Genomic DNA, 21,023 nt, shown 5'->3' with positions numbered 1-21,023 from the left:
ATGATATGGTACTTGATGCGAGGGTACAATATATATTTCTATACAATTTTCTGTTACTGCTGACTTTAGGAGTATTCTTATCTTATATCGGGCGTACCGGAAGATATGTGCCCCGTTCTTATGAAAGTAAAAGATATACGGTTTTTCTTTTGCTTTTCATGATCGTTATTATCGGTTGGAGGGATTGGATCGATCCATTGTTTGTCGATTCGGCGGGGTACGGTTTACGATTTAGCAGGATTCATTCTTTAAGTGATGATGTTTGGGGGGGAAAGAGTAAATTGTTCAATGGTCTGTATGTATATTGGGCGTATTTTAATTTGTCTCCGGAACTGTTTTTTATGTTTTCTGCGATGGTATATTGTTTACCGATGTATTATTTGTCCCGTAAAATAGGTAAAAATTATTCATTTATTGTATTACTGTTTTTTGCGACTAATTTTATCTGGTATAGTTTTGGGGTCAATGGTATTCGCAATGGTTGGGCATTTGCCATGATATTGTGGGCTATATATTATTGGAACAAAAATATCCTTTTCTTTTTGTTTTTGTTCTTGGCCTATTGTATACATGGATCATCTATTCTTACGATTGGGGCAATTTTAGTATCTAAGTTTTTTCCGAAACCGAAGTTTATTTTATTATTTTGGCTTTTATCTTTTATATTTTCTCTTCTTGTCGGACGTTATGTCGAAGATATATTTTTGAAATATGATTTTATTTCATCGGAAGGCCAAGGTTATTTGGCGGAAGAACTTACGACAATAGACTCCTCTGTATTTTCATATACCGGTTTTAGATGGGATTTTTTAATATACAGTTCGATACCGGTTTTTTGGGGATATTATGCAATTGTAAAAAATAAGGCGACAGATTTATATTATAATTTTATTTACGGAACTTATGTATTGGCTAATGCGATTTGGGTATTGGTTATAAGAAGTAATTATTCGAATAGAATTGCATCTTTATCTTGGTTTTTGATTCCTTTGGTTTTTGCGTATCCATTAGTACGAATGAATACTTTTAAGAATCATAATCGTGCACTTGCCATAGTTATTTTATTGTATTATCTGTTTGCATATTTTATGTGGATTAGAAGTTAAAATATTGTTGTTCTATGGTTTCTGTTATTATGCCGGTTTATAATGGGATGCCTTACATCCGATATTCGATACAATCATTATTGATACAGACTTATTCCGATTGGGAATGTATAATCATTAATGACGGATCGACAGATAATACTCAGGATTTCCTTGACGGGCTGACGGATATACGTTTCGTTATTTATCATTTCGATAGGAATAGAGGCCGTTCGAGTGCCCGGCAAAAAGGGTTGGAATTGGCCCGGGGAAAGTATATTGCCATGCTTGATGCCGACGATATTTATCATTTCGAGAAGTTGTCGAGACAGGTTGAAATGATGGAGAACAATCCTGAAATTTCATTATTGAGTGGTGGGTTGTTTTCGTTCAGCTATGAAAAAAATTGTACGATGGTAAGAGGAAAAGGTGATTCGGTGATAAAGAAAATGCCATTGTCAGGAAGATGTCCGGTAACTCATGCAAATTCGATTTTTAGGGCTGAGGATGTCGAACCTGGGACACATTATGATTGTTCGCTGGAAAGAGGGGAAGATTTAGATTTTCTTTCGAAGGCTTTTGCTGGGAAAAATTATATGATAACAGATGATATTTTGTATTATTATTCAGAGTTCGATTCTTTTTCCTTATCTCGATTGCCTCGGATTTATAGACGTGAGGTTCTGATTGCTTGCAAAAATAAAAAGTACAAATCGGTTTTTAAGAGTGGAGTCCGTTATCTGGCCAGTATTTTTATTTTTCCTTTGTTGGGTGCAGAAAGGGTATTGAAGCTGAGAGGAAAAGCCCCGTCATCGGAGGAGTCGGCCGCTTTTGTAGATACATTAAATAAAATAAAACAGGAATTATAATGTCGAATGTTTTAGAAGTTATAAATCTGTTTTTATCAGCAGAAAATTTTATCGGTCCTCAATTTCGTTATTTAAATGAAAAAGGTGCGAATATGCATTTGATATGCAGTCCGGCAGAGCGATTGGATGCGTTTGCTAAGGAGCAAGGGATTGCATATAAGAGTGTTGTTTTAGAAAGGCAACTGTCTCCTTTCAAGGATTTAAAGGCTTTGATTGCTATATGTAAATATATCCGTAAGAATAAGATCGATGTTATAGTCGGGCATCAGGTAAAAGGCCGGTTGTTGTCTGTATTAGCTGGTAAGATAATGGGGGTTCCTAAAATAGTAATATTTGCTCATGGAGCATTGTTTGAAACATCGAGGGGGCTCAAGAGGAAACTTTTACTTTGGGAAAGCAAGTTCGAATCTTTTTGTGCCGATTATGTTGTTTGTGTTAGTCGGTCCGTATCACAAGTACGATTGAGAGAAAAGATAGATGTTATAGACAAACAGGTGATTTTAGGGAAAGGTACCTGCGGAGGGATAGATACTCAGAACAAATTTAATCCGGAAAGGATTTCTGATGACGATAAAAAGAGGCTTAAACGGCAATTGCAGATTTCGGATTCGGATATTGTCATTGGATTTTGCGGTCGATTGGTGAAAGATAAGGGCGTTATAGAACTCGTGGAAGGATTTAAACTATTGAAAGAGAAATATCCGCATCTTTCTTTTAAATTGTTGGTAGTGGGCCCATTGGAAAAGAGAGATTCGATACCTTTAGAGTTGGTCGAATATATGAGAGCTTCTCAAGATATTGTTTTTACTGGCTTTGTAGATGGAAATATGGAGTTATACTATTCTATAATGTCTTTGCTGATACTTCCATCTTATAGAGAAGGATTTCCTACTGCAGTATTGGAAGCGTCGGCAATGGGAAAGCCGATATTGACCTCGCGAAAGACCGGTTGTATCGATTCGATTATAGATGGGAAGACTGGTTTTTATATCGACATTTCTCCGTCAGGTATATGTTGTGGCGTTGAGAAACTGTTGGATGCAGACTTAAGGAGAGAGATGGGGACGAATGCCCGAGAATGGGTTGTCGAGAATTTCGATCATAAAAAAGTCTGGCCATATATCGAGAAATTATTAATAGGAGAGAAAAATGGGAAAACAATTGAGTAGAACATATTTATTCCTTCGGAAATTGGGACTGAATTATTCGGAGGAGGAATACGGACAGATCTCTTTGACGGATGTTTTTAGTAGAGGTTTTAAGAATATGAAAAACGCTTTTCTGTTAAAGTATCTGATGAATTCGGCATTATTGGAACCTATAAGTCCGAGAAAACTTCGGCCTAAAGTGTTGAGATGGGTAGGATGCCGAGTCGGGAAAGACGTTTTTATCGGAGCGCATGTGATAATAGATGCCGGTCATGCCGATTTAATAGTTCTGGAAGATCATGTGCATATTGCCGGACAGTGTACATTACTTTGTCACCAGAGAGATTTGTCTCATTACTATGTCGGTGACGATTATGCGAAGCTCGGATATCGATTGGGAGAGATTCATTTGAAAAGAGGTTGTCTGATCGGTATGGGATCGATGGTCATGCCGGGAGTTACGGTTGGAGAAGGTGCAATCGTCGGTGCTGGGTCATTGGTAACGAAAGATATTCCGGCATGGACGATTGCGACGGGAAGACCGGCGAAAGTAGTTAAGCAAATTCAACAGAGAGGGGAAAACTGATGGAACAGTCTTATATCTTGACTTTCGATATCGAAGAGTGGTATATTTTGCAGTTTCATGGACAAGGTTCTGTAGATGAATATGCCGGACGATACGACGTGCTTTTGGACCGTGTATTGGGTGATTTGGGAAAAATAGGTACTAAAGCGACTTTCTTTTGTTTAGGAAAGTTGGCCAAGCAATTTCCTTCTGTAGTACGGAGAATTGCAGAAGCGGGGCATGAGGTTGCTTGTCATTCGAATGAACACCGGTGGTTGACAGACCTTTCTGAAAAGGAATTTTATGAGGATACGTATGAGGCTTTAGCTTCGATTGAAGATATTACGGGAGAAAAGGTAAAAGGATATAGAGCTCCGGCTTTTTCGATCGGAAGTAGGAATAAATGGGCATTGAATATTTTATCTGAATTGGGAATAGAATATGACTGTTCTATTTTTCCTGCGAGCAGAGATTTTGGGGGATTCCCTGAATTCTCCGAAGATAAGCCGGTTATTGTAAGTTATCGAGGAACGGAAATGAAGGAGCTTCCTATTAATGTGACGCGTGTGTTGGGAAGAGACGTAGCATTCTCGGGTGGGGGATATTTCCGATTGTTTCCTTTTCCATTATTAAAGAAGTTTATCGGCAAAAATAACTACTTGATGACCTATTTCCATATGAGAGATTTCGATAAAGAGCAAAAGAGAGTTTGGAATATGAGATACTTTAAAAATTATTATGGAATAGAGGGGGCGTATGATAAGTTCATTCGATTACTTGATGAGTATGATTTTGTTAGTGTAGCGCAGGCTATAAAAGGTATTGATTGGGAAAGTGTAAGAAAAATTGAGATATAATATTCGATTGTTTATCGATTGAAATTTAGGTCTATGTATAAGTGTTGTTTTAAACGTATATTGGATTTTCTTATCGTCCTGAGTGTGTTGTCGATTATTTGGCCGATATTATTAGTTGTCGCTGTTTGGCTTCATTTTGCGAATAAAGGAGCGGGTGCATTCTTTTATCAACAACGTCCAGGTAAAAATGGGAGGATATTTAAGGTGATTAAGTATAAAACTATGACTGACGAGCGTGACGAGAAGGGGAATCTGTTACCTGATGCTGATCGTTTGACGAAAGTCGGTCGTTTTGTACGGTCTACATCTTTAGATGAGTTGCCTCAACTGATCAATGTTTTGAAAGGAGATATGGCACTGATAGGCCCTCGTCCTTTGCTTGTACAATATCTGCCGTTATATGATAAGGAGCAGGCGCGCAGACATGAAGTGCGCCCGGGAATAACGGGTTGGGCTCAGGTGAATGGCCGTAATGCTATATCTTGGCGACGGAAATTCGAGTTGGATGTATGGTATGTAGACCATTGTTCTTTTCTTCTGGATTTGAAAATTGTTTTTATGACTATAAAGAAAGTATTTAAGAGAGAGGGAATTTCTTCGGATACGAGTGCGACAATGGAATTTTTTGAAGGGAATAATTGAGTATGGACATGGTGTTTAATGTTTTGATATCTTCTGTAGGCAAGAGGGTTAAATTGGTACGATTTTTTCAAGAAGAGCTAAAAAAAATTACAGCGGTTTCAAAGGTCTACACAACGGAGATGAATCCTCGGTTGTCTCCTGCGGCAGTGATTTCTGATGGATGTTTTAAGGTTCCGCGTGTAACATCAAATGAATATATAGATAATCTTTTAGAAATATGTATTTCTAATAATATTGGGATAATTATCCCGACGATAGATACGGAACTTTTGATTTTAGCGGAAAATAAAGGACGGTTTGAAAAACAGGGAATTTATGTAATGGTTTCGGATCTCTCTTTTGTGCAGGCTTGTCGTGATAAACGGAATACCGGCATATTTTTGAGTGAGCACGGTATTCGTGTTCCAGCTTTAAGAGATAAGTATGGAGATCGGTTTCCGATGTTTGCGAAACCGTATGATGGCTCTTTGAGTAAAGACTTGTATATTATAAGAGATAAAGAAGAATTGACTCCGGAGATTTTGAATCATCCTAAATTGATTTTTATGGAGTATATCGATAAGAATGTATATAAAGAGTTTACGGTAGATATGTACTATGGTAAAGACAGTAAGGTAAAATCTATCGTGCCTCGTGAAAGGATTGAGATTCGTGCCGGTGAAATAAATAAAGGATATACTCGAAAAAATTATTTAGTTCAGTTCCTGAAAGAACGATTAGGCTATTTACCTGGGGTGATTGGTTGTATTTGTATTCAATTGTTTTATAGAGATTCAGATGATGATGTTGTCGGTATCGAGATAAATCCTCGCTTTGGAGGGGGATATCCTCTTTCGTATTATGCGGGAGCCAATTTCCCGGAATATATGATTAGAGAATATGTATTGGGAGAGACTTTGGATTATACTGATACTTGGAAAAATAATACACTAATGTTGAGGTATGATAGTGAAATAATAGTTCATGAGGAATAAAGTATTTGTATTCGATCTTGACGATACATTATATAAAGAGATCGACTTTTTACGCTCTGCTTATCGGGAGATTGCAGATTGGGTAGAAGTAGAATTTTCCCAAAGGGATATTTATCCGTTTATGATAAAGGCTTATGAGTCGAAAATGGATGTATTTTCTTTAATGATTGAGAAATACGATTTACCGCTAATGACGACGGATCTGTTAAGGATGTACAGAACGCATAAACCGAATATCCGGTTGGAGTGGGGTACTTGTGAAATGTTGGATGTTCTGCGGCAAGAGTGTAATTTAGGTATCATAACAGACGGATATTCCATCCCTCAACGTAATAAATTCTGTGCTTTGCAGTTAGACCGCTTCATTAAGGAAGATGACTTGATTATATCTGAGGAATTTGGTACAGAAAAACCATCGGAAAGGAATTATTTGTTTTTTCAGCATAAATATGTAAATGCCGATTTTGTTTATGTAGGGGATAATATTAAAAAAGATTTTGTATCTCCTAATCGGCTGGGATGGAAGACGGTGTGTCTTTTAGATGATGGAAGAAATATTCATCGGCAGGATTTTGACTTGCCTGAAGAGTATTTACCTGATTTTAAAATACCGGAATTGAAAGATTTATTGACTTTAAATATTTAGCTATAATATAATGGATAAAAGAATTTACCTGTGTCTCGCACACATGAGTGGAGAGGAGCAGAAGTATATCCAAGAGGCTTTCGATACCAATTGGGTAGTGCCTTTGGGACCGAATGTGAATGCTTTTGAGCAGGATTTGGAAAATTTTGTCGGTGAGGACAAGAAGGTCGTGGCATTATCTGCTGGGACGGCTGCCGTGCATTTGGCATTGGTCGCTTGCGGAGTTCAGGCCGGTGATGAAGTAATTTGCCAGTCTTTTACATTTTGTGCTTCTTGTCATCCGATTATGTACCTTGGTGCTGTCCCAATACTGGTAGATAGCGAATCGGATACTTGGAATATGGATCCTGAGCTTCTGGAGAACGCAATTCAGGACAGGATGGCTCGAACGGGAAAGAAGCCGAAAGCTATTGTTGTCGTTTATCTGTATGGAATGCCTGCGAAAATCGATGAAATAATGGCTGTTGCCAATAAATACGATATACCTGTTGTCGAAGATGCTGCGGAGGGATTGGGAAGTCGTTATAATGGTCGAATATGCGGGACGTTCGGAAAGTATGGTGTACTTTCTTTCAATGGCAATAAGATGATTACGACCTCCGGAGGTGGAGCGTTGATTTGCGGAGATCAAGAGGATAAACAGAATATCATGTTTTATGCGACTCAAGCTCGAGAAGGATATCCTTATTATCAACATGAGAAAGTCGGTTATAACTATCGGATGTCAAATATTTGTGCCGGAATAGGACGTGGGCAGATGACGGTTTTGGAGGAACATATTCGTCATCATCAACGTTTGGCGGCATTATATGAAGAGTTGTTCGATGATGTGCCGGGTATTGTATTCCATAGAAATCCTTCAGCGTGCTATGATTCGAATTATTGGCTTAATACGATTACCCTTTCGCCTGATTTACATGTAGCAGGAGAGGAGAAGGCTTATATGACAGTCGTAAAAGGAGCTGTCGGGGGTGCGGCAGGGGTCACGCATACGGTTGAAAATGTGCATACCGATTGCGAACCGAATAGGAATGTTGAGGCTATGCGTGTGGTATTGGATGCAATGGGCATCGAAAGTCGTCCATTATGGAAACCTATGCATAAACAGCCCGTTTATCGGAATGTACCGGCTTATGTAAATGGTGTGAGTGAATCTTTATTTAAGGTGGGGCTTTGTCTTCCAAGTGGTCCTTGGGTTACGGAAAAGGATGTACATATGATAGTAAAAGAGATTTTGAAAAATATAAAATAAATGGATTTTATACCGGATTTGTCATGGAAGGGAAAAGTTTATATAAGTGTTTTTTGATGGCAATTGTGTTATTGTCTTCTTGTACAGCTCAGAAGAAGGTTTTGTATTTGCAGGATGTAAAACAGGATACTATTTTGCAGATACAAAAAGAGCAGGAGATAAAAATACAACCGAATGACCTGTTGAGTATTATCGTGAATAGTCGGGATCCGGAATTAGTGAGTATTTTTAACTTGCCTGAAGTTAGGTTATCTGCCGGACAGGGGACTTCAGCTGCTTCGAGTCAAATACAGGGACATTTAGTCGATGCAGATGGAGATATCAATTTCCCGATATTAGGAAGGATACATGTAGGAGGTCTTACGCGAGATGAGGTAGCCGATGAGATAGAAAAGCTATTGAAATCCGGAGGATATGTAAATGATGCAGTGGTATTGGTGAAATTTTTGAATTTTAAAATTTCTGTTATCGGGGAGGTGAATCATCCGGGGACGTATAATGTATCATCTGATAGGATTACGTTGTTCGAGGCATTGAGCTTGGCTGGTGATCTTACGATTTACGGGAAGCGTGACCGGGTGATGGTGATACGGGAGGTAAATGGCAATCGGCAAATTGTATATAATGATTTGCGTTCGAAATCGGTATTCGATTCTCCTGCATATTATTTGCAACAGAATGATATGGTATATGTAGAGCCGAATAAATATAGAGCTGGACAGACGAATATCAATCAGAATAATTCTGTCGGGTTATGGATTTCGGTTGCTTCTTTCTTGACGACAATTGCAGTACTTATTTTTAAATAATCTTTATATGGCAAAGGAACAACAAGAAATATATGGTCAGCAAGTAGAGGAAAGTACAGATAATGGTTTAAGTCTGCGCGATATACTGGAGATCGGTCTTGCCAACTGGAAATGGTTTGCTCTTTCGGTAATCGTATGTTTGAGTATCGCTTATGTATATGTACAGACTTTACCATATATCTATACCCGGTCGGCATCGGTGATAATAAAAGATAATAAATCTGGGGGATTTTCCGAGTCGGCTATGTTCAAAGACTTGGGCTCTATGGATATGATAAATGTGCGTAGTAGTGCAGAGACGGAAATGTTGATATTTCAGTCCTATCGTTTGATGCAAGATGTAGTTTCTCAATTGGATTTAGATGTGGGTTATGTGATGCAAGGAGGATTACGAGATAGGAGTTTGTATAAAGATAGTCCGTTAGCCGTGAGTTTTATAACAAAAGACAACAATTCACAGTTCTCTTTTGATATTGTTCCTATTTCAGATCAAGAAGTTCTGTTGTCAGATTTTACTTCGAATGAAGATTGGTCAAAAAAGGTACAATTAGGAGATACGGTTTCTACTCCGGTTGGAGTGCTAGTTGTAAATAATACGGGAATTCCTTTGACAAAGTTTAAAAAAAAGGTCATCACAGTAAATAAAAGACGGTTGAAAGATGCTACTACTCGATATAGAAGGGCTGTTTCAGTTTCTTTAGAAAGTAAGAATGGAGGGGCGTTGAATATTACAATGAATGACACTGATATAAAACGGGCCGAAGATGTGATAAATACATTGATAGCTAAATATAATGAGGATGCTATCGCCGATAAAAATCGATTGGCTGTAAATACTGCGAGATTTATTGATGACCGATTAGAAATTATCAGTCAAGAATTAGGGGATGTAGATAGCCAAATAGAAACTTTTAAAAAGGAAAATGAGTTAACAGATATTACTTCGGAAGCAGGAATGTCTCTAACAATGAAAAGTGGATATATGAGTGAAGGGGTGAGCTTAGAGAATCAGATAAGCTTGGTAAATTTTATAAAAGACTATTTGTCTGATCCAGTAAAAATAAATGATTTGATACCTGCTAATACAGGTATAGAAAGTGCTGAAATTTCAGGAGCTATATCAGAATATAACCAACTTTTATTAAAACGGGACCGGTTAATGTCAAATTCGAGTGACCGAAATCCCATGGTTATAGATTTGAATCAGACATTATCGACTATGCGAAATTCTATCATTCAATCAATAGATAATTTATTAGTTACTTTGAATATTAGGATGAAGAGCATACAAGAGCAAGAGCAGATAGCTCGGCATAAAATTGCTTCAGTCCCCTCTCAAGAAAAACAAGTTTTATCTATTGCTCGTCAGCAAAAAATAAAAGAGGAATTATATTTGTATCTATTAAATAAGAGGGAAGAAAATGCGTTGAATATGGCGATTACTGAGAGTAATGCTCGGGTAATAGATGCTGCTAATGGCAGTGATACGCCAGTGTCTCCGAAAACGATGATGATATTATTGGCAGCTCTGGCTATTGGGTGTGTGATTCCTGCCGCAGTGATAGCTTTGATTATGTTATTAAATACCACGGTACGAGGACGCAAAGATATTGAAGATAATACTACCGTACCTTTTTTGGCTGAGATACCGTTTAAGAGAAATAAAGCTGAAGGAGATATTGTCATAGTTCGAGAGGGCGGGCGAGATAGTGTGTCGGAGGCTTTTAGAATATTGCGTACTAATTTGGATTTTATGGTCGGTGGTGAAAATAATGCGAAAGTAATTATGTTGACATCAGCAAATCCAGGATCAGGTAAGACTTTTGTGTCGTTTAATTTGGCTATGACATTGGCTTTGGCTGGGAAGAAAGTATTGTTATTAGATGTGGACTTACGGAAGCGGTCTTTAAGCAAGCGTATGCACGCAGAGGGTATTGGATTAACAAATTACTTGTCTGGGCGAGTTAATAATATAGACGAATTAATAATGAAAGATGAATTTCATGAATGTTTAGATGTGATACATGCAGGCCCTACTCCTCCAAATCCAGCTGAATTATTATTAAGTAAACGATTAGATATTTTGGTTGACGAGATACGAAACCGTTATGATTATATCATTATAGATAGTGTTCCATCCATGATGGTTGCCGATGCTTCCATCACAGCTCGAGTAACCGATATTACTATTTATGTAATTCGGGAGGGATTGATGGATCGTCGTCAATTGGCTGATGTGGAACGTATTTATAGAGGGAATGCATTCAAAAAATTGTGTATTCTATTGAACGGCGTTGGTATGAAACAGAAGAGATATGGCTATGGTTACGGTTACGGCTATGGTTATGGCTACGGGGAAGAAGAACAGAATATGGAATCGCAGCTCCATGAAAAAAGATGGTGGCAGATTTTTTAATGATATAGTATTCCAATAAATGCTGTCTTCATAAAGTAATAAAATGGCATTTATTGGATTTTAGAGAAATGACTTTCAGTCGTAGCATAGTAAATGTTTCATTTGTTCTATTATATATTGTTTCCATTCTTGCAACATCGGAGTAAAGTTTTCTTCTTTTCCATTTAGAAAAACTGTTACAAGTAGATTTTTTGAAATCATAGGATATGCGAGTAGCCCATAAAAAGTGAGGAACACAAAATGTAAAGGAACCTTTTTAAGTTTACCTTGTTGCATTTCTGTATATAAATACAGTTTGAGTGCTTCGAAGTATTTATCGGAATTCAATTCTTTAATGGTATGTAATAGATGATTTACATCGCGTTGTATTTCTCCGAAAATGAATTTGGGTAGAAAAGGATTTTCGGTAAATTTCATAATATATTCGTCCAGTATTTTGTCGATACGCTCAATGAATGGTATATCTTGAGTCAGGATATCATGTACCCGTGGAATAATGGAGGTTATAATCTTATTGAATACGGCTTGGAACATTTTGTCTTTCGTTCTGAAATAGTAGTGAAGTGTGGTACGATTGATGCCGACGGTATGAGCAATATCGCTCATACTGGTTTCTGTAAATCCTTTTTCTATAAATAGTTGTTGGGCCGTTTCGATGATACGTTGTTCTAAATGATTGTTTTCTGTTGCTCCCATATCTGATTTTCTATATTGTCGATAAATAATAATAAACGGTTTATGATATTTACGTCACTAACACTGCTATCAAAGTCTAATGATAGGATATTCATTTGAGGATATAAAGCTTTTATCCTTTTTTCTATCCCTTTGACTATGATATGATTGGCAATACAACCGAAAGGTTGTAGACTGACGACATGATTTATTCCTTGGCGAGCAAAGGAAAGTATTTCACCGGAAATTAGCCAACCTTCTCCGAATTGAGCGTTCAGGGATATTACTTTTTCTGCATCTTTTGCTTTTGTAAAGATATTTTCGAAAGGTGTGAAATAATGAAATTCTTTTCCTATTTCGTTTATTGCAGATATAGTCTTTTGGATTTTGTTGTATAGCCAATTTATAATAAAATCGGGTATATTTTTTTTCTGAAGATGATTATTTTGATTATTTTTTAAATTTACAAAACTTTGCAGGAAAAAGTCAATCAATAGAGGAGGTACGACTTCGATATGTCGGTCGATTAGCCAGTGTGTAATATCTTTTTGTGCAAAAGGGTTGAATTTTAAAAATATTTCACCTACGATACCTACTTTAGGATAAGATCCGTTTTTACAAATTTGATTGAATTCTTTTGCTGCGGAAGATAGGTATTGATACAGTATCTTTGGCTCGTTTTGTAAAATAGCATCTTTAGCTTTCTCGATGTATTTGTCTTTCAGGACAGTTGCTTCTCCTTGTCGTTTTTCTCTGATTATTGATGCATAATAAAATTTAGAGATACAATCACTATATAAGATTGAGGATAAAGCGATTGGTATTATTTTTAACCAGTTGATTTTAAATCCGGGTTGTTTATTATTTATACCGCTGCCGAAAGATAATGATATTACGGGTACATTAGCATAGCCATTATCTACAAGAGCTTTTTTAATAAGAGAGATGTAATTACTTGCTCGGCATTGGCCTCCCGTCTGGGTGATAGTGACTGCTGTATTTTCAGGGTCATAACGCCCGCTTTTAAATGCTTTGACAATATCTCCTACAATAAGAGTTGCTGGGTAGCAGACTTCATTATTAGCTGATTTTAGGCCCCAATCACATGAGGCTGTATCACTTGCAGGTAGATTTTCTACATCATATCCGACAACTTTCATAATTGATGGGATAAGAGGAGAAATGAATGGTGTGAAGAATGGTGCTATAATTTTTTTCTTTTTGTCTTTTGTCCCGAATATGGGTGTGGTATCAAAAGATGCTACACCTTTGTTATTATGTAGTTGTAGACTTATTTTTAAGCTTTCTATCAAAGAACGTACACGTAATTTAATAGAGCCCACGTTACTTACATCATCTATTTTTAAGAGTGTCGATGTTTTTCCGTGTCGTTTAAGTACAGAGCGTACTTCGTCGGTAAAAAAAGCATCTGGGCCACATCCGAAGGATGTTAATTGCATATATTGAATATCGTTATTTTGTAATGCAACCCATTTGGCTGCTTTGAGAATACGATTTGTATATGCCCATTGTGAGACAAAATGAATGTCATTGAGAGTGATGTCTTGATGCCGGACGATATCGTCAGTTATTACATTTACTCCCAGAGCAGCAACCATATCTGATACTTTGTGTTGTATAAGTGGGTCTGAATGATATGGTCGTCCGGCCAAAAGTATGGTTAACTTTTGTGTTTTATTACTATCATCCAGTATTGATTTATTGTAGAGGATAAGTTGTTCTTCAAAAAGATATTGTTCCTTTTGGGCATGGTCAAATGCTGTTTTGATCGTGTTTTCTGAAATTCCTAATTGTGTTAGGTACTTTTTACATTGCTTATATAAGAGTTTCGTATCTTTGAAAGAAATGGCGGGGGAGTCTATGGGGATATTTCCTGATTGTACGCTTTTTATGACTTCAGAGTAACCCGATACGATAGGACAATTATAACTGTTTTGTTGCTGTTTGTCTGTTTTTTCGTATACGACAAATGGCATAAATATCCGGTCAACATTGTGCTTTATAAGGTTTTGGATATGACTGTGAACTAATTTGGCAGGAAAACAGATATTGTCAGACATTACCATTCTGGCGGCAACTTCGTATTTATTGAAAGTCGATGTTTCTGAGAGGTATACTTGTATACCGCAATGGGTAAATAATGTGTGCCAAAAAGGGTATTCTTCATACATATTTAGACAACGTGGAATACCTATTGTGAGTGAAGGATTCACTATTTCGGTTTTTCTGTCAAACAATAATTTTGTTTTATGAGAGTATGCATTTATTCCTTGATTAGATTGATTCCCTTTGTTAGAGAATATTTTTTCGCAACGATTTCCTGAATAATAATAATTCCCGTTGTTGAATTTGTATTGTGTTACAGTGCATTGATTTTCACATCCTCGGCATTGGTTTTGTTTCGATGTGTATTCAGCCCGTTGTAACATATTTCCCAAATCTATATTTGATGTGTTTTTTATTTGACGGGCATATAAAGCGCAGCCCAGGGCACCCATGAGCTCAGGACAGTCACTACGGGAAATTTGTTTACCCGTCAGCTTTTCCAAAGCTCTTACTATGGAGTCGTTGCGCATGGTACCTCCTTGTACAACAATATATTCGCCGAGTTCATCTGTATTTTTTAGCTGTAACACTTTGTATAAGCAATTTTTAACAACCGAATAAGATAGACCGGCCGCTATATCTGCCACAGATGCCCCTTCTCTAAGAACTTGTTTCACTTTAGAGTTCATAAATACGGTGCATCGGGTACCTAAATCGCAAGGCATTTTAGAAAAACATGCTATTCTGGAAAAATCATTTATATTGTAATTGAGTGATTGGGCGAATGTACTAATGAAAGAGCCACATCCTGACGAGCAAGCCTCATTTATTTCAATACGACTGATGACTCCGTTATGGATGAAGATTGCTTTCATATCTTGCCCTCCGATATCCAGTATAAAAGAGACATTTTCATTGATATGTTTGGCTGCCATATAATGAGCTATCGTTTCGATGATGCCTCCATCTAATTGAAATGCAGCTTTGATAAGATCCTCTCCATATCCGGTAGAGCAACATCCTTTTATTTGTAAAGAAGCTCCTTGCTTTTGACACTCGTCACATAGCTGACGTAATCCGGTTTCAACAGCTTTTATTGGATTTCCATTATTATCGTGATAATAAGAGAAAAGTATATCATTGTTTTTACCAAGTACGACTATTTTAGTTGTAGTAGATCCAGAATCTATGCCTATGGTTACTTCTTGTATTCCAGAGTTTAGTCCTGTTCGTAGTACTTTATGTCGGCTTATTTCCTTTTTCCACTGTGCGTATTCTGGTTCCTCATTAAAAATAGAGGGAAGTCCGTGTTGCGGATTTGGAGATATATTTTGTTTTTTTCCTAATATTTGTATTAAATCTTTTGGAGTGATGTTTTGTCCGTTATCGGATAAAGCAGTGCCCCATGCCGGTATTAAATTACTATTTTCAGGAAGAATGAAATCTTTGCTTTCTGACAAATGTAGATAATCGGCAAATGCTTTTCTAAGTGCTGGGATAAAAGCCAAAGGACCTCCACATAGTAATATCGGTGCTTCTATATCGCAACCATGAGCTAAAGTGACGATTGTTTGTACTGCTACAGCATGGAAGATAGATGCAGCAATATTTTCTTTGGATATGTTTTTAGCAATTAAGTTTTGTATATCAGTTTTACAGAATACACCACATCTTGATGCTATGGGATATACTTCGGTCGCTTTTTGGGCGAAGTCGTTCAACTCGTTTATTGATGCTCCCAGTAAAATGGCCATTTGGTCAATAAATGCACCAGTTCCTCCTGCGCAGTTTCCGTTCATGCGTAAATCTATAGCTTGGTGATTACGGAAGAAAACCACTTTTGCATCTTCTCCTCCGATATCTATCATAGTAGATATGGGCGATTGTCTTTTGTGAATGTAATGGGTGGCGGCTACTACTTCTTGTACGAAGGGTAGTGAATATTTTTCTGCAATTCCCATACCGACAGAACCAGTTATGGATATAGATAAAGGTGTATTTCCAATTTTTTGGATAAGCTCTTGGAAAAATAAGAGTAAAATTTCTTGTATTTTCGTTTGATGTCTTTCATATTTTGAAAATAGAACAGAGTTCTCATTTTCTTTCAGGACTACTATCTTTGCTGTTGTTGAGCCTATATCTAAACCAACCCTATACATAATCGAGCACATTTAAAATAAATGGTTGACATATATATCTGACATATGTGTCAGATATTGCAAAAATATATAAAAATGGAATATATGAAATATATTTTTGCTTTGTTAACTTTGTATGGATTATTTTTAGATTATGCTGATATTTGTGTACTAAATCTTTGTTTTATCTACTTATTTAATAATATAGCAGATAAGGTCTGTAATAATTTTCTTTACCAAAGAAAAACTATTTTTTTTCTGAATTCGTTGGTTGTGAAAGAACGGGAGTCGGGCTATTTTCGAGATTTTTATTTTCTCGCTTTTTTCGTCTCTTTATTACGTTGTTATGTATCCGGTTGAAAAGTTCGGTAAAACGTCCGAAATCTCTTTTGAACATTATGCCGACACCTTGTGTAGTTAATGCTGATTTTATATAATAATTTCGGTCGTTATAATGATTGTAAGCTTTTAGTCGCAGACTTCCGCTTTTATTAAGTAAATATTCGAGGTCAAAATCTCCGACAAAGGCATTACTATTTACTTGGTTATCTCGATAACCAAAGTTTCCATTGAAAATGAGACGGTTATTTAGTAATTGACTTGATAAGGCCAATTCTACTTCAACATCTGAAAAGTCTCCTTTGTCACTTCTGATATTAGTCCCGATGTTCCATTTATCGCTAATCTGTCCCAGCATATTACTTAATTGTGAAGATAAGGTTGATGATGCTACAGATGCTAGTTCATTGTTCCGAGCTTGGCCTACGTTCATATAATCCGGAGTATAGAATTTCCCTAATGCCAGCAAATATATGATTTGGCGGTTCATCATTTCCTCAGTACTGATGATACTTCTTACTTGCCGATCGATATCTTGTGTAAGGGTAGGGAAGGCTATATCGAATTTTAAATCGGGATGTTGTAGATTTCCTGATACACTAAGTACTGTATTTACAGGTACAGTTGTACGGCTCAGTTCTTTTTCTTCAGCAAAGCTTTCTGATAAGTCGGTGAGGTTGGCGGTAAGTGAATATATAGCGTCGATGTTTAAGTCTGCTTCGAGAGGATTTCCCCGAAATGAAATTTGACTGCCAGATTTGATATTAAAAACTTTAGTAATAAGATCTTGTAAACTAAAACTATAACTTCCCTTTTCAAGAGTATATGTACCATATATTTTCATATCAGAGAATGTATTGTATTCGATACGGATACCCCCGGCTCCATTTGCTTTGATAATATCTTCTGTTGCTGGGTCCATAACTATTTGCATTGTAGCATCAGGGGTAGCATCAATCTGAAGATTTACATTTGTTGTATGTGCTCCAGTAGTTTCTTCTATTCTTTTGATATTATCTATCAGAGACAGATTTGTGCTGTCTTGTAGCTCTTCTTTGCGTAGTTCTTCTGTCTTGTTGACAAAGGTGATAAATTGGTAATCATTGGCTGTTTCGTTTCCAGTAAGAACGAATGTAAATTTTGATTTGGCATCAGTCCTCATATTTACATCTATATCAGTTTTATCCATATCTCCTATGATAGATGCAGTTCCTGTTCCGAAAATAGTACCATAGTAGACAGGATTAAGTTGTTCTGTCACATCAAAAACAAGCAGATTTCGTATTTCTGAGATACCTATGTTATAGGTAAGATTTTTAAAATGGTTATGTTTAAGCATACCTTTAGCTCGGGCAGTATGTCCAAATTTGTCGGTTACAGTTACATTGTCGAACCATATAGAGTTGGGTGTGAGATGTACACTGTCGGTCAGAGAATAAGTAGTATTTAAGTAATCAACCCCGAATTTTACATTTTGGGCAAAAGCGTTACCTGAGACGTTGAGAGCGTTGAACTTACCATAAAAGTCAATTTTACCGGTAGCCCTTCCTGTAAATCCGGTAAGGATATTACCTATAAAGGGTTGTATAAAGTCAAGATTTAAATAGTGAGCATCGAATGAGAGATGCAAAGAATCTCGTGTAGGAAATATATGTCCATATATCCCTGTATCGGGGTGTCCCTGTTGGGATATCTTCCCTTTTAGTAATATGCCTTGGTTTTCATTTATCCATTGGCTATATAAGTTAAGGTCACCCAAATATGCATCATTATATGTAAAATCTTTTACGTCGAATCTTTTGGTACTTAGTCTGGGAGCTCCGGACATGAGATTCGAGACAAGTATATTTCCTGTGGCTTGTCCTCCGAATGTAACATGTCGTATGTTTAGTGATTCGAAGATATAATCAAGGTTGAGATCGTTAAGTTGTAAATTTATTTCATCGTCGGGCAATTTGGATGCGATACCGTCTATATGGAGATATTGTTTTCCATGCCGTATTTCAAAACTATTTATATTTATTTTCCCAGAATCAACTAATACAGTTGCCGGTTGTATTTTCCATATAGAGTCGTTTAAAATCAGATTTGACGGGTTTATTTTAATGTCCATTATCGGCAATTTTTCAGTTCCTGATTTTGAGAAATGAGTTGTTGTCGACAATTCCCCACAAAAAGTAGATTTACCTGAATTGCTCCAGTTTATACGAGCATTTAAATTGTCTTGTTTTGCATCGGCATTAAGTGACCAGATGAGTGTTTTATTTTTTTTATTGGTATTACTTGCTCGTGCGGAAAAAGTGATAATTCCGTTGCTTTTTTCAGATAATATCAGAGTATTATCGAGTTTCGATTTTTTTATCTGTAATATAGGAAATGAACTTTCGAAACGGAAGCGACTTTCTTTATCGTTATAGAATCCTTCTATTTCTCCGCCTGAAGACAGGGTGATTGGAAGTTCAAATATTTTTGATACAGATTCAGTGGGTTCTATTTTGAATGTATAGCTGAAAATATTTTCAGCTTTTAGTTTCCTTTTAGGTGGGGTAACTATAGATGGTAACACTGAACTAATGATTTCAGTTATGGAATTTTTTAGAGTGCGGAAAGAGTATTGTCCGCTAATCTCTCCATTTAATATATCTGAGTGTATTTTGAGAGATTGAGGAACTTGTTCATTATGGGCTGTGACCAAAAAACGTTTTAAGAAAAAATGTTCATCCCCTTTTACGAAAGTGATACTATCTATTGATAATTCACCCTCAGCATTATCTGGAGTGTTCCCTATGAAGTTGGCATGTATGTTAAATGATAGGTCTGCATCTTTATATTTTTTCGTAAGTTTTAAAGCTTCTGGACGAATATTGGTTCCGATAGCGGTAAATTTGAACTCCGGTTTTTCCTTAATTAAGTCTATTAGTCCTTGCATCGTCAAATGCCCGTTTTCATCATCTATTTTAGCTGTACCTTCGAATCTGGGGCCTTTATAATTTCCGTTAAGCTCGATATTTTTGTAAGAATATCCGTTATAGTCGATATGGGTTATCTCTCCGAAAAGCTTTCCCGTAGGATAGCCATTTATATAATGGGTGCCATCGACATTGAACTTTAAGCTTGCAGTTCCAAATAAGTTGTTTTCACTGAAAAGTTGATGCAAATCGAAATCTATAGCTTCGATGTTGCCTTGGTATGTTAGGGATTTTTTTTCTATATTTCGAGAAAACATGAGGTCTGCATGTACTTTTCCGGGATTTCCTGATAGATTTCCAAACATGACCAAATTGCTGAGAAATCCTGATACTTCACCTTGGAAATTAACGGTTCCCAAACGGGTAAAGATAGGAGAGATAGGTCTTTCTACTGAAGATAAGTCCTGGATTAGAGAAACAATTCCATCAGGAGTCGCTCGTAATTTATTTACTTTACCGAATAGAAATGCATCTTGTAACTGAGTAATACCGTCAAGAGTCCCTTCTCCTTCGACGATAATGTTCCCTTTTCCGTAATTTAATTGTAAACTACTTAGTTGTAAATGATTGATAACACCTTGTACATGGCATGTGAAATCGGTAGGAGTATCAAACTTTTGTAGTATGGGAAGAAATGGGGCCAAATCACTAAGCACAAGTCGGGAATGATTGATAACCAATCTTATATTTGAACTATCGCAAAATTGTGTATAGTTTTGTACTGTACTTAAATCTACGTGAGCGGTGTTCAATGCAATCAATGATTGCTGCAATTGTAATTTGAACTGAGAGAAATAAGCTTCTTTTTGGTTTGCTGCAAGTTTGAATGATAATTTAGGTAATGAAAATCCTGATTTTTCTTCAAAGCTTAATCTTCTGACGTTTATATTAATGGAATCTCTCCGTAATGATTTTAATGATATTGTAGAGAGTACGTTTTTAAGGATTATATGATTTTTATCAAATCCGGATTGTTTATATGGCTCTGATAGGAGATTATATGAGACATTACCTCGTCGAATTACGACTGTATTTATTTGTACGTCAAAAGGATGTTTTTCCTTTTTTTCTTGAGGTTTGAATGTGTCAATAATGAATTGAAAATTTGTTTTAGATTCTGGTGTATCTTTAGAAATATGTATATCGAAGTCAAGGAGGTGTGCTGTTGTGAAGACTAGTTTGCGGTCAAGTAAAGATGATAGTTCGATACCCACCATCAATTTGTCGGCAAATAATAGTGTGTCACCCTTTTGATCAGGTAAGAAAACATCATATAACGCTATTTTATCAAAGGGGTAAATATTTACTTTCCCGATAGAGACCGGAACGTGTAGCCTTGACGAAAGTTCAGCTGTACCTATTTCTCTGACTTTCTGCTGTACGGAAGGAATGCTTAAGGCAAGATAAAGACCCGAATACAGAATGCAGATAGAAACTACTAGGCCGATTATTATATATTTGAATATCTTATATAGAGTCTTCATATCATTAAGACGCAAATTTATGATTTTTCGGGGAATAATTTTAGAGCAAGCTATTAAATAATTGTTTTTTATTGTGTAATTTCGCCCA

14 protein-coding genes are annotated in these 21,023 nt (G+C 36.6%); 11 read left to right on the top strand and 3 right to left on the bottom strand.

Annotated features, from left to right (window positions below; all coding sequences use genetic code 11):
* Positions 1-5: 5 nt before the first annotated feature.
* The 11 genes from Cop2CBH44_RS07880 to Cop2CBH44_RS07830 are packed head-to-tail and all read left to right on the top strand — an operon-like array spanning position 6 to position 11,263.
* Positions 6-1,106 (top strand): EpsG family protein, encoded by a 1,101-nt coding sequence (locus Cop2CBH44_RS07880; protein WP_200755860.1) that lies wholly within the window; start codon positions 6-8, stop codon positions 1,104-1,106.
* A 14-nt stretch (positions 1,107-1,120) separates the two neighbouring features.
* A complete protein-coding gene (locus Cop2CBH44_RS07875) occupies positions 1,121-1,954 on the top strand; it encodes a glycosyltransferase family 2 protein (RefSeq protein WP_200755859.1) in 834 nt (277 codons plus the stop codon).
* Complete coding sequence (locus tag Cop2CBH44_RS07870) at positions 1,954-3,123, top strand: glycosyltransferase family 4 protein (protein ID WP_200755858.1); 1,170 nt, start codon at positions 1,954-1,956, stop codon at positions 3,121-3,123. Before Cop2CBH44_RS07875 ends, Cop2CBH44_RS07870 begins: the two co-directional genes overlap by 1 nt.
* On the top strand, positions 3,104-3,688 hold the full coding sequence (locus Cop2CBH44_RS07865) for an acyltransferase (RefSeq protein ID WP_021932043.1): 585 nt from the start codon (positions 3,104-3,106) through the stop codon (positions 3,686-3,688). Before Cop2CBH44_RS07870 ends, Cop2CBH44_RS07865 begins: the two co-directional genes overlap by 20 nt.
* Positions 3,688-4,524, top strand: coding sequence for a polysaccharide deacetylase family protein (locus tag Cop2CBH44_RS07860; protein ID WP_021932044.1), 837 nt, complete (start codon positions 3,688-3,690; stop codon positions 4,522-4,524). The genes Cop2CBH44_RS07865 and Cop2CBH44_RS07860 overlap by 1 nt, the downstream gene beginning before the upstream one ends.
* A 33-nt stretch (positions 4,525-4,557) precedes the next feature.
* Positions 4,558-5,166, top strand: coding sequence for a sugar transferase (locus Cop2CBH44_RS07855; RefSeq protein WP_200755857.1), 609 nt, complete (start codon positions 4,558-4,560; stop codon positions 5,164-5,166).
* An 8-nt stretch (positions 5,167-5,174) separates the two neighbouring features.
* On the top strand, positions 5,175-6,140 hold the full coding sequence (locus Cop2CBH44_RS07850) for an ATP-grasp domain-containing protein (protein ID WP_200755856.1): 966 nt from the start codon (positions 5,175-5,177) through the stop codon (positions 6,138-6,140).
* Entirely contained in the window at positions 6,130-6,786 is a 657-nt protein-coding gene (locus Cop2CBH44_RS07845) for an HAD family hydrolase (protein WP_200755855.1), read from the top strand. The genes Cop2CBH44_RS07850 and Cop2CBH44_RS07845 overlap by 11 nt, the downstream gene beginning before the upstream one ends.
* Before the next feature lie 10 nt (positions 6,787-6,796).
* The gene (locus Cop2CBH44_RS07840) at positions 6,797-8,038 is read left to right on the top strand and encodes an aminotransferase class I/II-fold pyridoxal phosphate-dependent enzyme (RefSeq protein WP_021932047.1); all 1,242 of its coding nucleotides are present in this window, start codon (positions 6,797-6,799) and stop codon (positions 8,036-8,038) included.
* Between the two features lie 56 nt (positions 8,039-8,094).
* Positions 8,095-8,847: a polysaccharide biosynthesis/export family protein gene (locus tag Cop2CBH44_RS07835; RefSeq protein WP_246469191.1), complete on the top strand. Its 753-nt coding sequence runs from the start codon at positions 8,095-8,097 to the stop codon at positions 8,845-8,847.
* Between the two features lie 7 nt (positions 8,848-8,854).
* Positions 8,855-11,263 carry a GumC family protein gene (locus Cop2CBH44_RS07830; RefSeq protein WP_021932049.1) on the top strand — a complete coding sequence of 803 codons (2,409 nt, stop codon included), beginning with the start codon at positions 8,855-8,857 and terminating at the stop codon, positions 11,261-11,263.
* A gap of 75 nt (positions 11,264-11,338) precedes the next feature.
* On the opposite strand, the gene Cop2CBH44_RS07825 is transcribed toward Cop2CBH44_RS07830, so the two are convergent.
* The 3 genes from Cop2CBH44_RS07825 to Cop2CBH44_RS07815 all read right to left on the bottom strand — a co-directional run bounded on the left by Cop2CBH44_RS07825 (position 11,339) and on the right by Cop2CBH44_RS07815 (position 20,935).
* Positions 11,339-11,959, bottom strand: coding sequence for a TetR/AcrR family transcriptional regulator (locus tag Cop2CBH44_RS07825; RefSeq protein WP_021932050.1), 621 nt, complete (start codon positions 11,957-11,959; stop codon positions 11,339-11,341).
* Positions 11,932-16,164, bottom strand: a complete 4,233-nt coding sequence (locus Cop2CBH44_RS07820; protein WP_200755854.1) for an acyl-CoA dehydratase activase — start codon at positions 16,162-16,164, stop codon at positions 11,932-11,934. The genes Cop2CBH44_RS07825 and Cop2CBH44_RS07820 overlap by 28 nt, the downstream gene beginning before the upstream one ends.
* A gap of 226 nt (positions 16,165-16,390) precedes the next feature.
* Positions 16,391-20,935, bottom strand: coding sequence for a translocation/assembly module TamB domain-containing protein (locus tag Cop2CBH44_RS07815; protein WP_200755853.1), 4,545 nt, complete (start codon positions 20,933-20,935; stop codon positions 16,391-16,393).
* Positions 20,936-21,023: the final 88 nt, after the last annotated feature.

Origin of the sequence: Coprobacter secundus subsp. similis, from assembly GCF_015097275.1 — a bacterium.
Taxonomy (GTDB): domain Bacteria; phylum Bacteroidota; class Bacteroidia; order Bacteroidales; family Coprobacteraceae; genus Coprobacter; species Coprobacter secundus.
The sequence above is the reverse complement of the archived record's forward strand: the minus strand, read 5'-3'. Positions and strand labels throughout refer to the sequence as shown.

Bases quoted from the DNA above. Each gene is read 5' to 3' on its own strand.
- Cop2CBH44_RS07850 (WP_200755856.1), top strand. From the start codon at position 5,175: ATGGTGTTTAATGTTTTGATATCTTCTGTAGGCAAGAGGGTTAAATTG.
- Cop2CBH44_RS07855 (WP_200755857.1), top strand. From the start codon at position 4,558: ATGTATAAGTGTTGTTTTAAACGTATATTGGATTTTCTTATCGTCCTG.
- Cop2CBH44_RS07820 (WP_200755854.1), bottom strand. From the start codon at position 16,164: ATGTATAGGGTTGGTTTAGATATAGGCTCAACAACAGCAAAGATAGTA.
- Cop2CBH44_RS07865 (WP_021932043.1), top strand. From the start codon at position 3,104: ATGGGAAAACAATTGAGTAGAACATATTTATTCCTTCGGAAATTGGGA.
- Cop2CBH44_RS07880 (WP_200755860.1), top strand. From the start codon at position 6: ATGGTACTTGATGCGAGGGTACAATATATATTTCTATACAATTTTCTG.
- Cop2CBH44_RS07825 (WP_021932050.1), bottom strand. From the start codon at position 11,959: ATGGGAGCAACAGAAAACAATCATTTAGAACAACGTATCATCGAAACG.
- Cop2CBH44_RS07860 (WP_021932044.1), top strand. From the start codon at position 3,688: ATGGAACAGTCTTATATCTTGACTTTCGATATCGAAGAGTGGTATATT.
- Cop2CBH44_RS07835 (WP_246469191.1), top strand. From the start codon at position 8,095: ATGGCAATTGTGTTATTGTCTTCTTGTACAGCTCAGAAGAAGGTTTTG.
- Cop2CBH44_RS07870 (WP_200755858.1), top strand. From the start codon at position 1,954: ATGTCGAATGTTTTAGAAGTTATAAATCTGTTTTTATCAGCAGAAAAT.
- Cop2CBH44_RS07840 (WP_021932047.1), top strand. From the start codon at position 6,797: ATGGATAAAAGAATTTACCTGTGTCTCGCACACATGAGTGGAGAGGAG.
- Cop2CBH44_RS07845 (WP_200755855.1), top strand. From the start codon at position 6,130: ATGAGGAATAAAGTATTTGTATTCGATCTTGACGATACATTATATAAA.
- Cop2CBH44_RS07875 (WP_200755859.1), top strand. From the start codon at position 1,121: ATGGTTTCTGTTATTATGCCGGTTTATAATGGGATGCCTTACATCCGA.
- Cop2CBH44_RS07815 (WP_200755853.1), bottom strand. From the start codon at position 20,935: ATGAAGACTCTATATAAGATATTCAAATATATAATAATCGGCCTAGTA.
- Cop2CBH44_RS07830 (WP_021932049.1), top strand. From the start codon at position 8,855: ATGGCAAAGGAACAACAAGAAATATATGGTCAGCAAGTAGAGGAAAGT.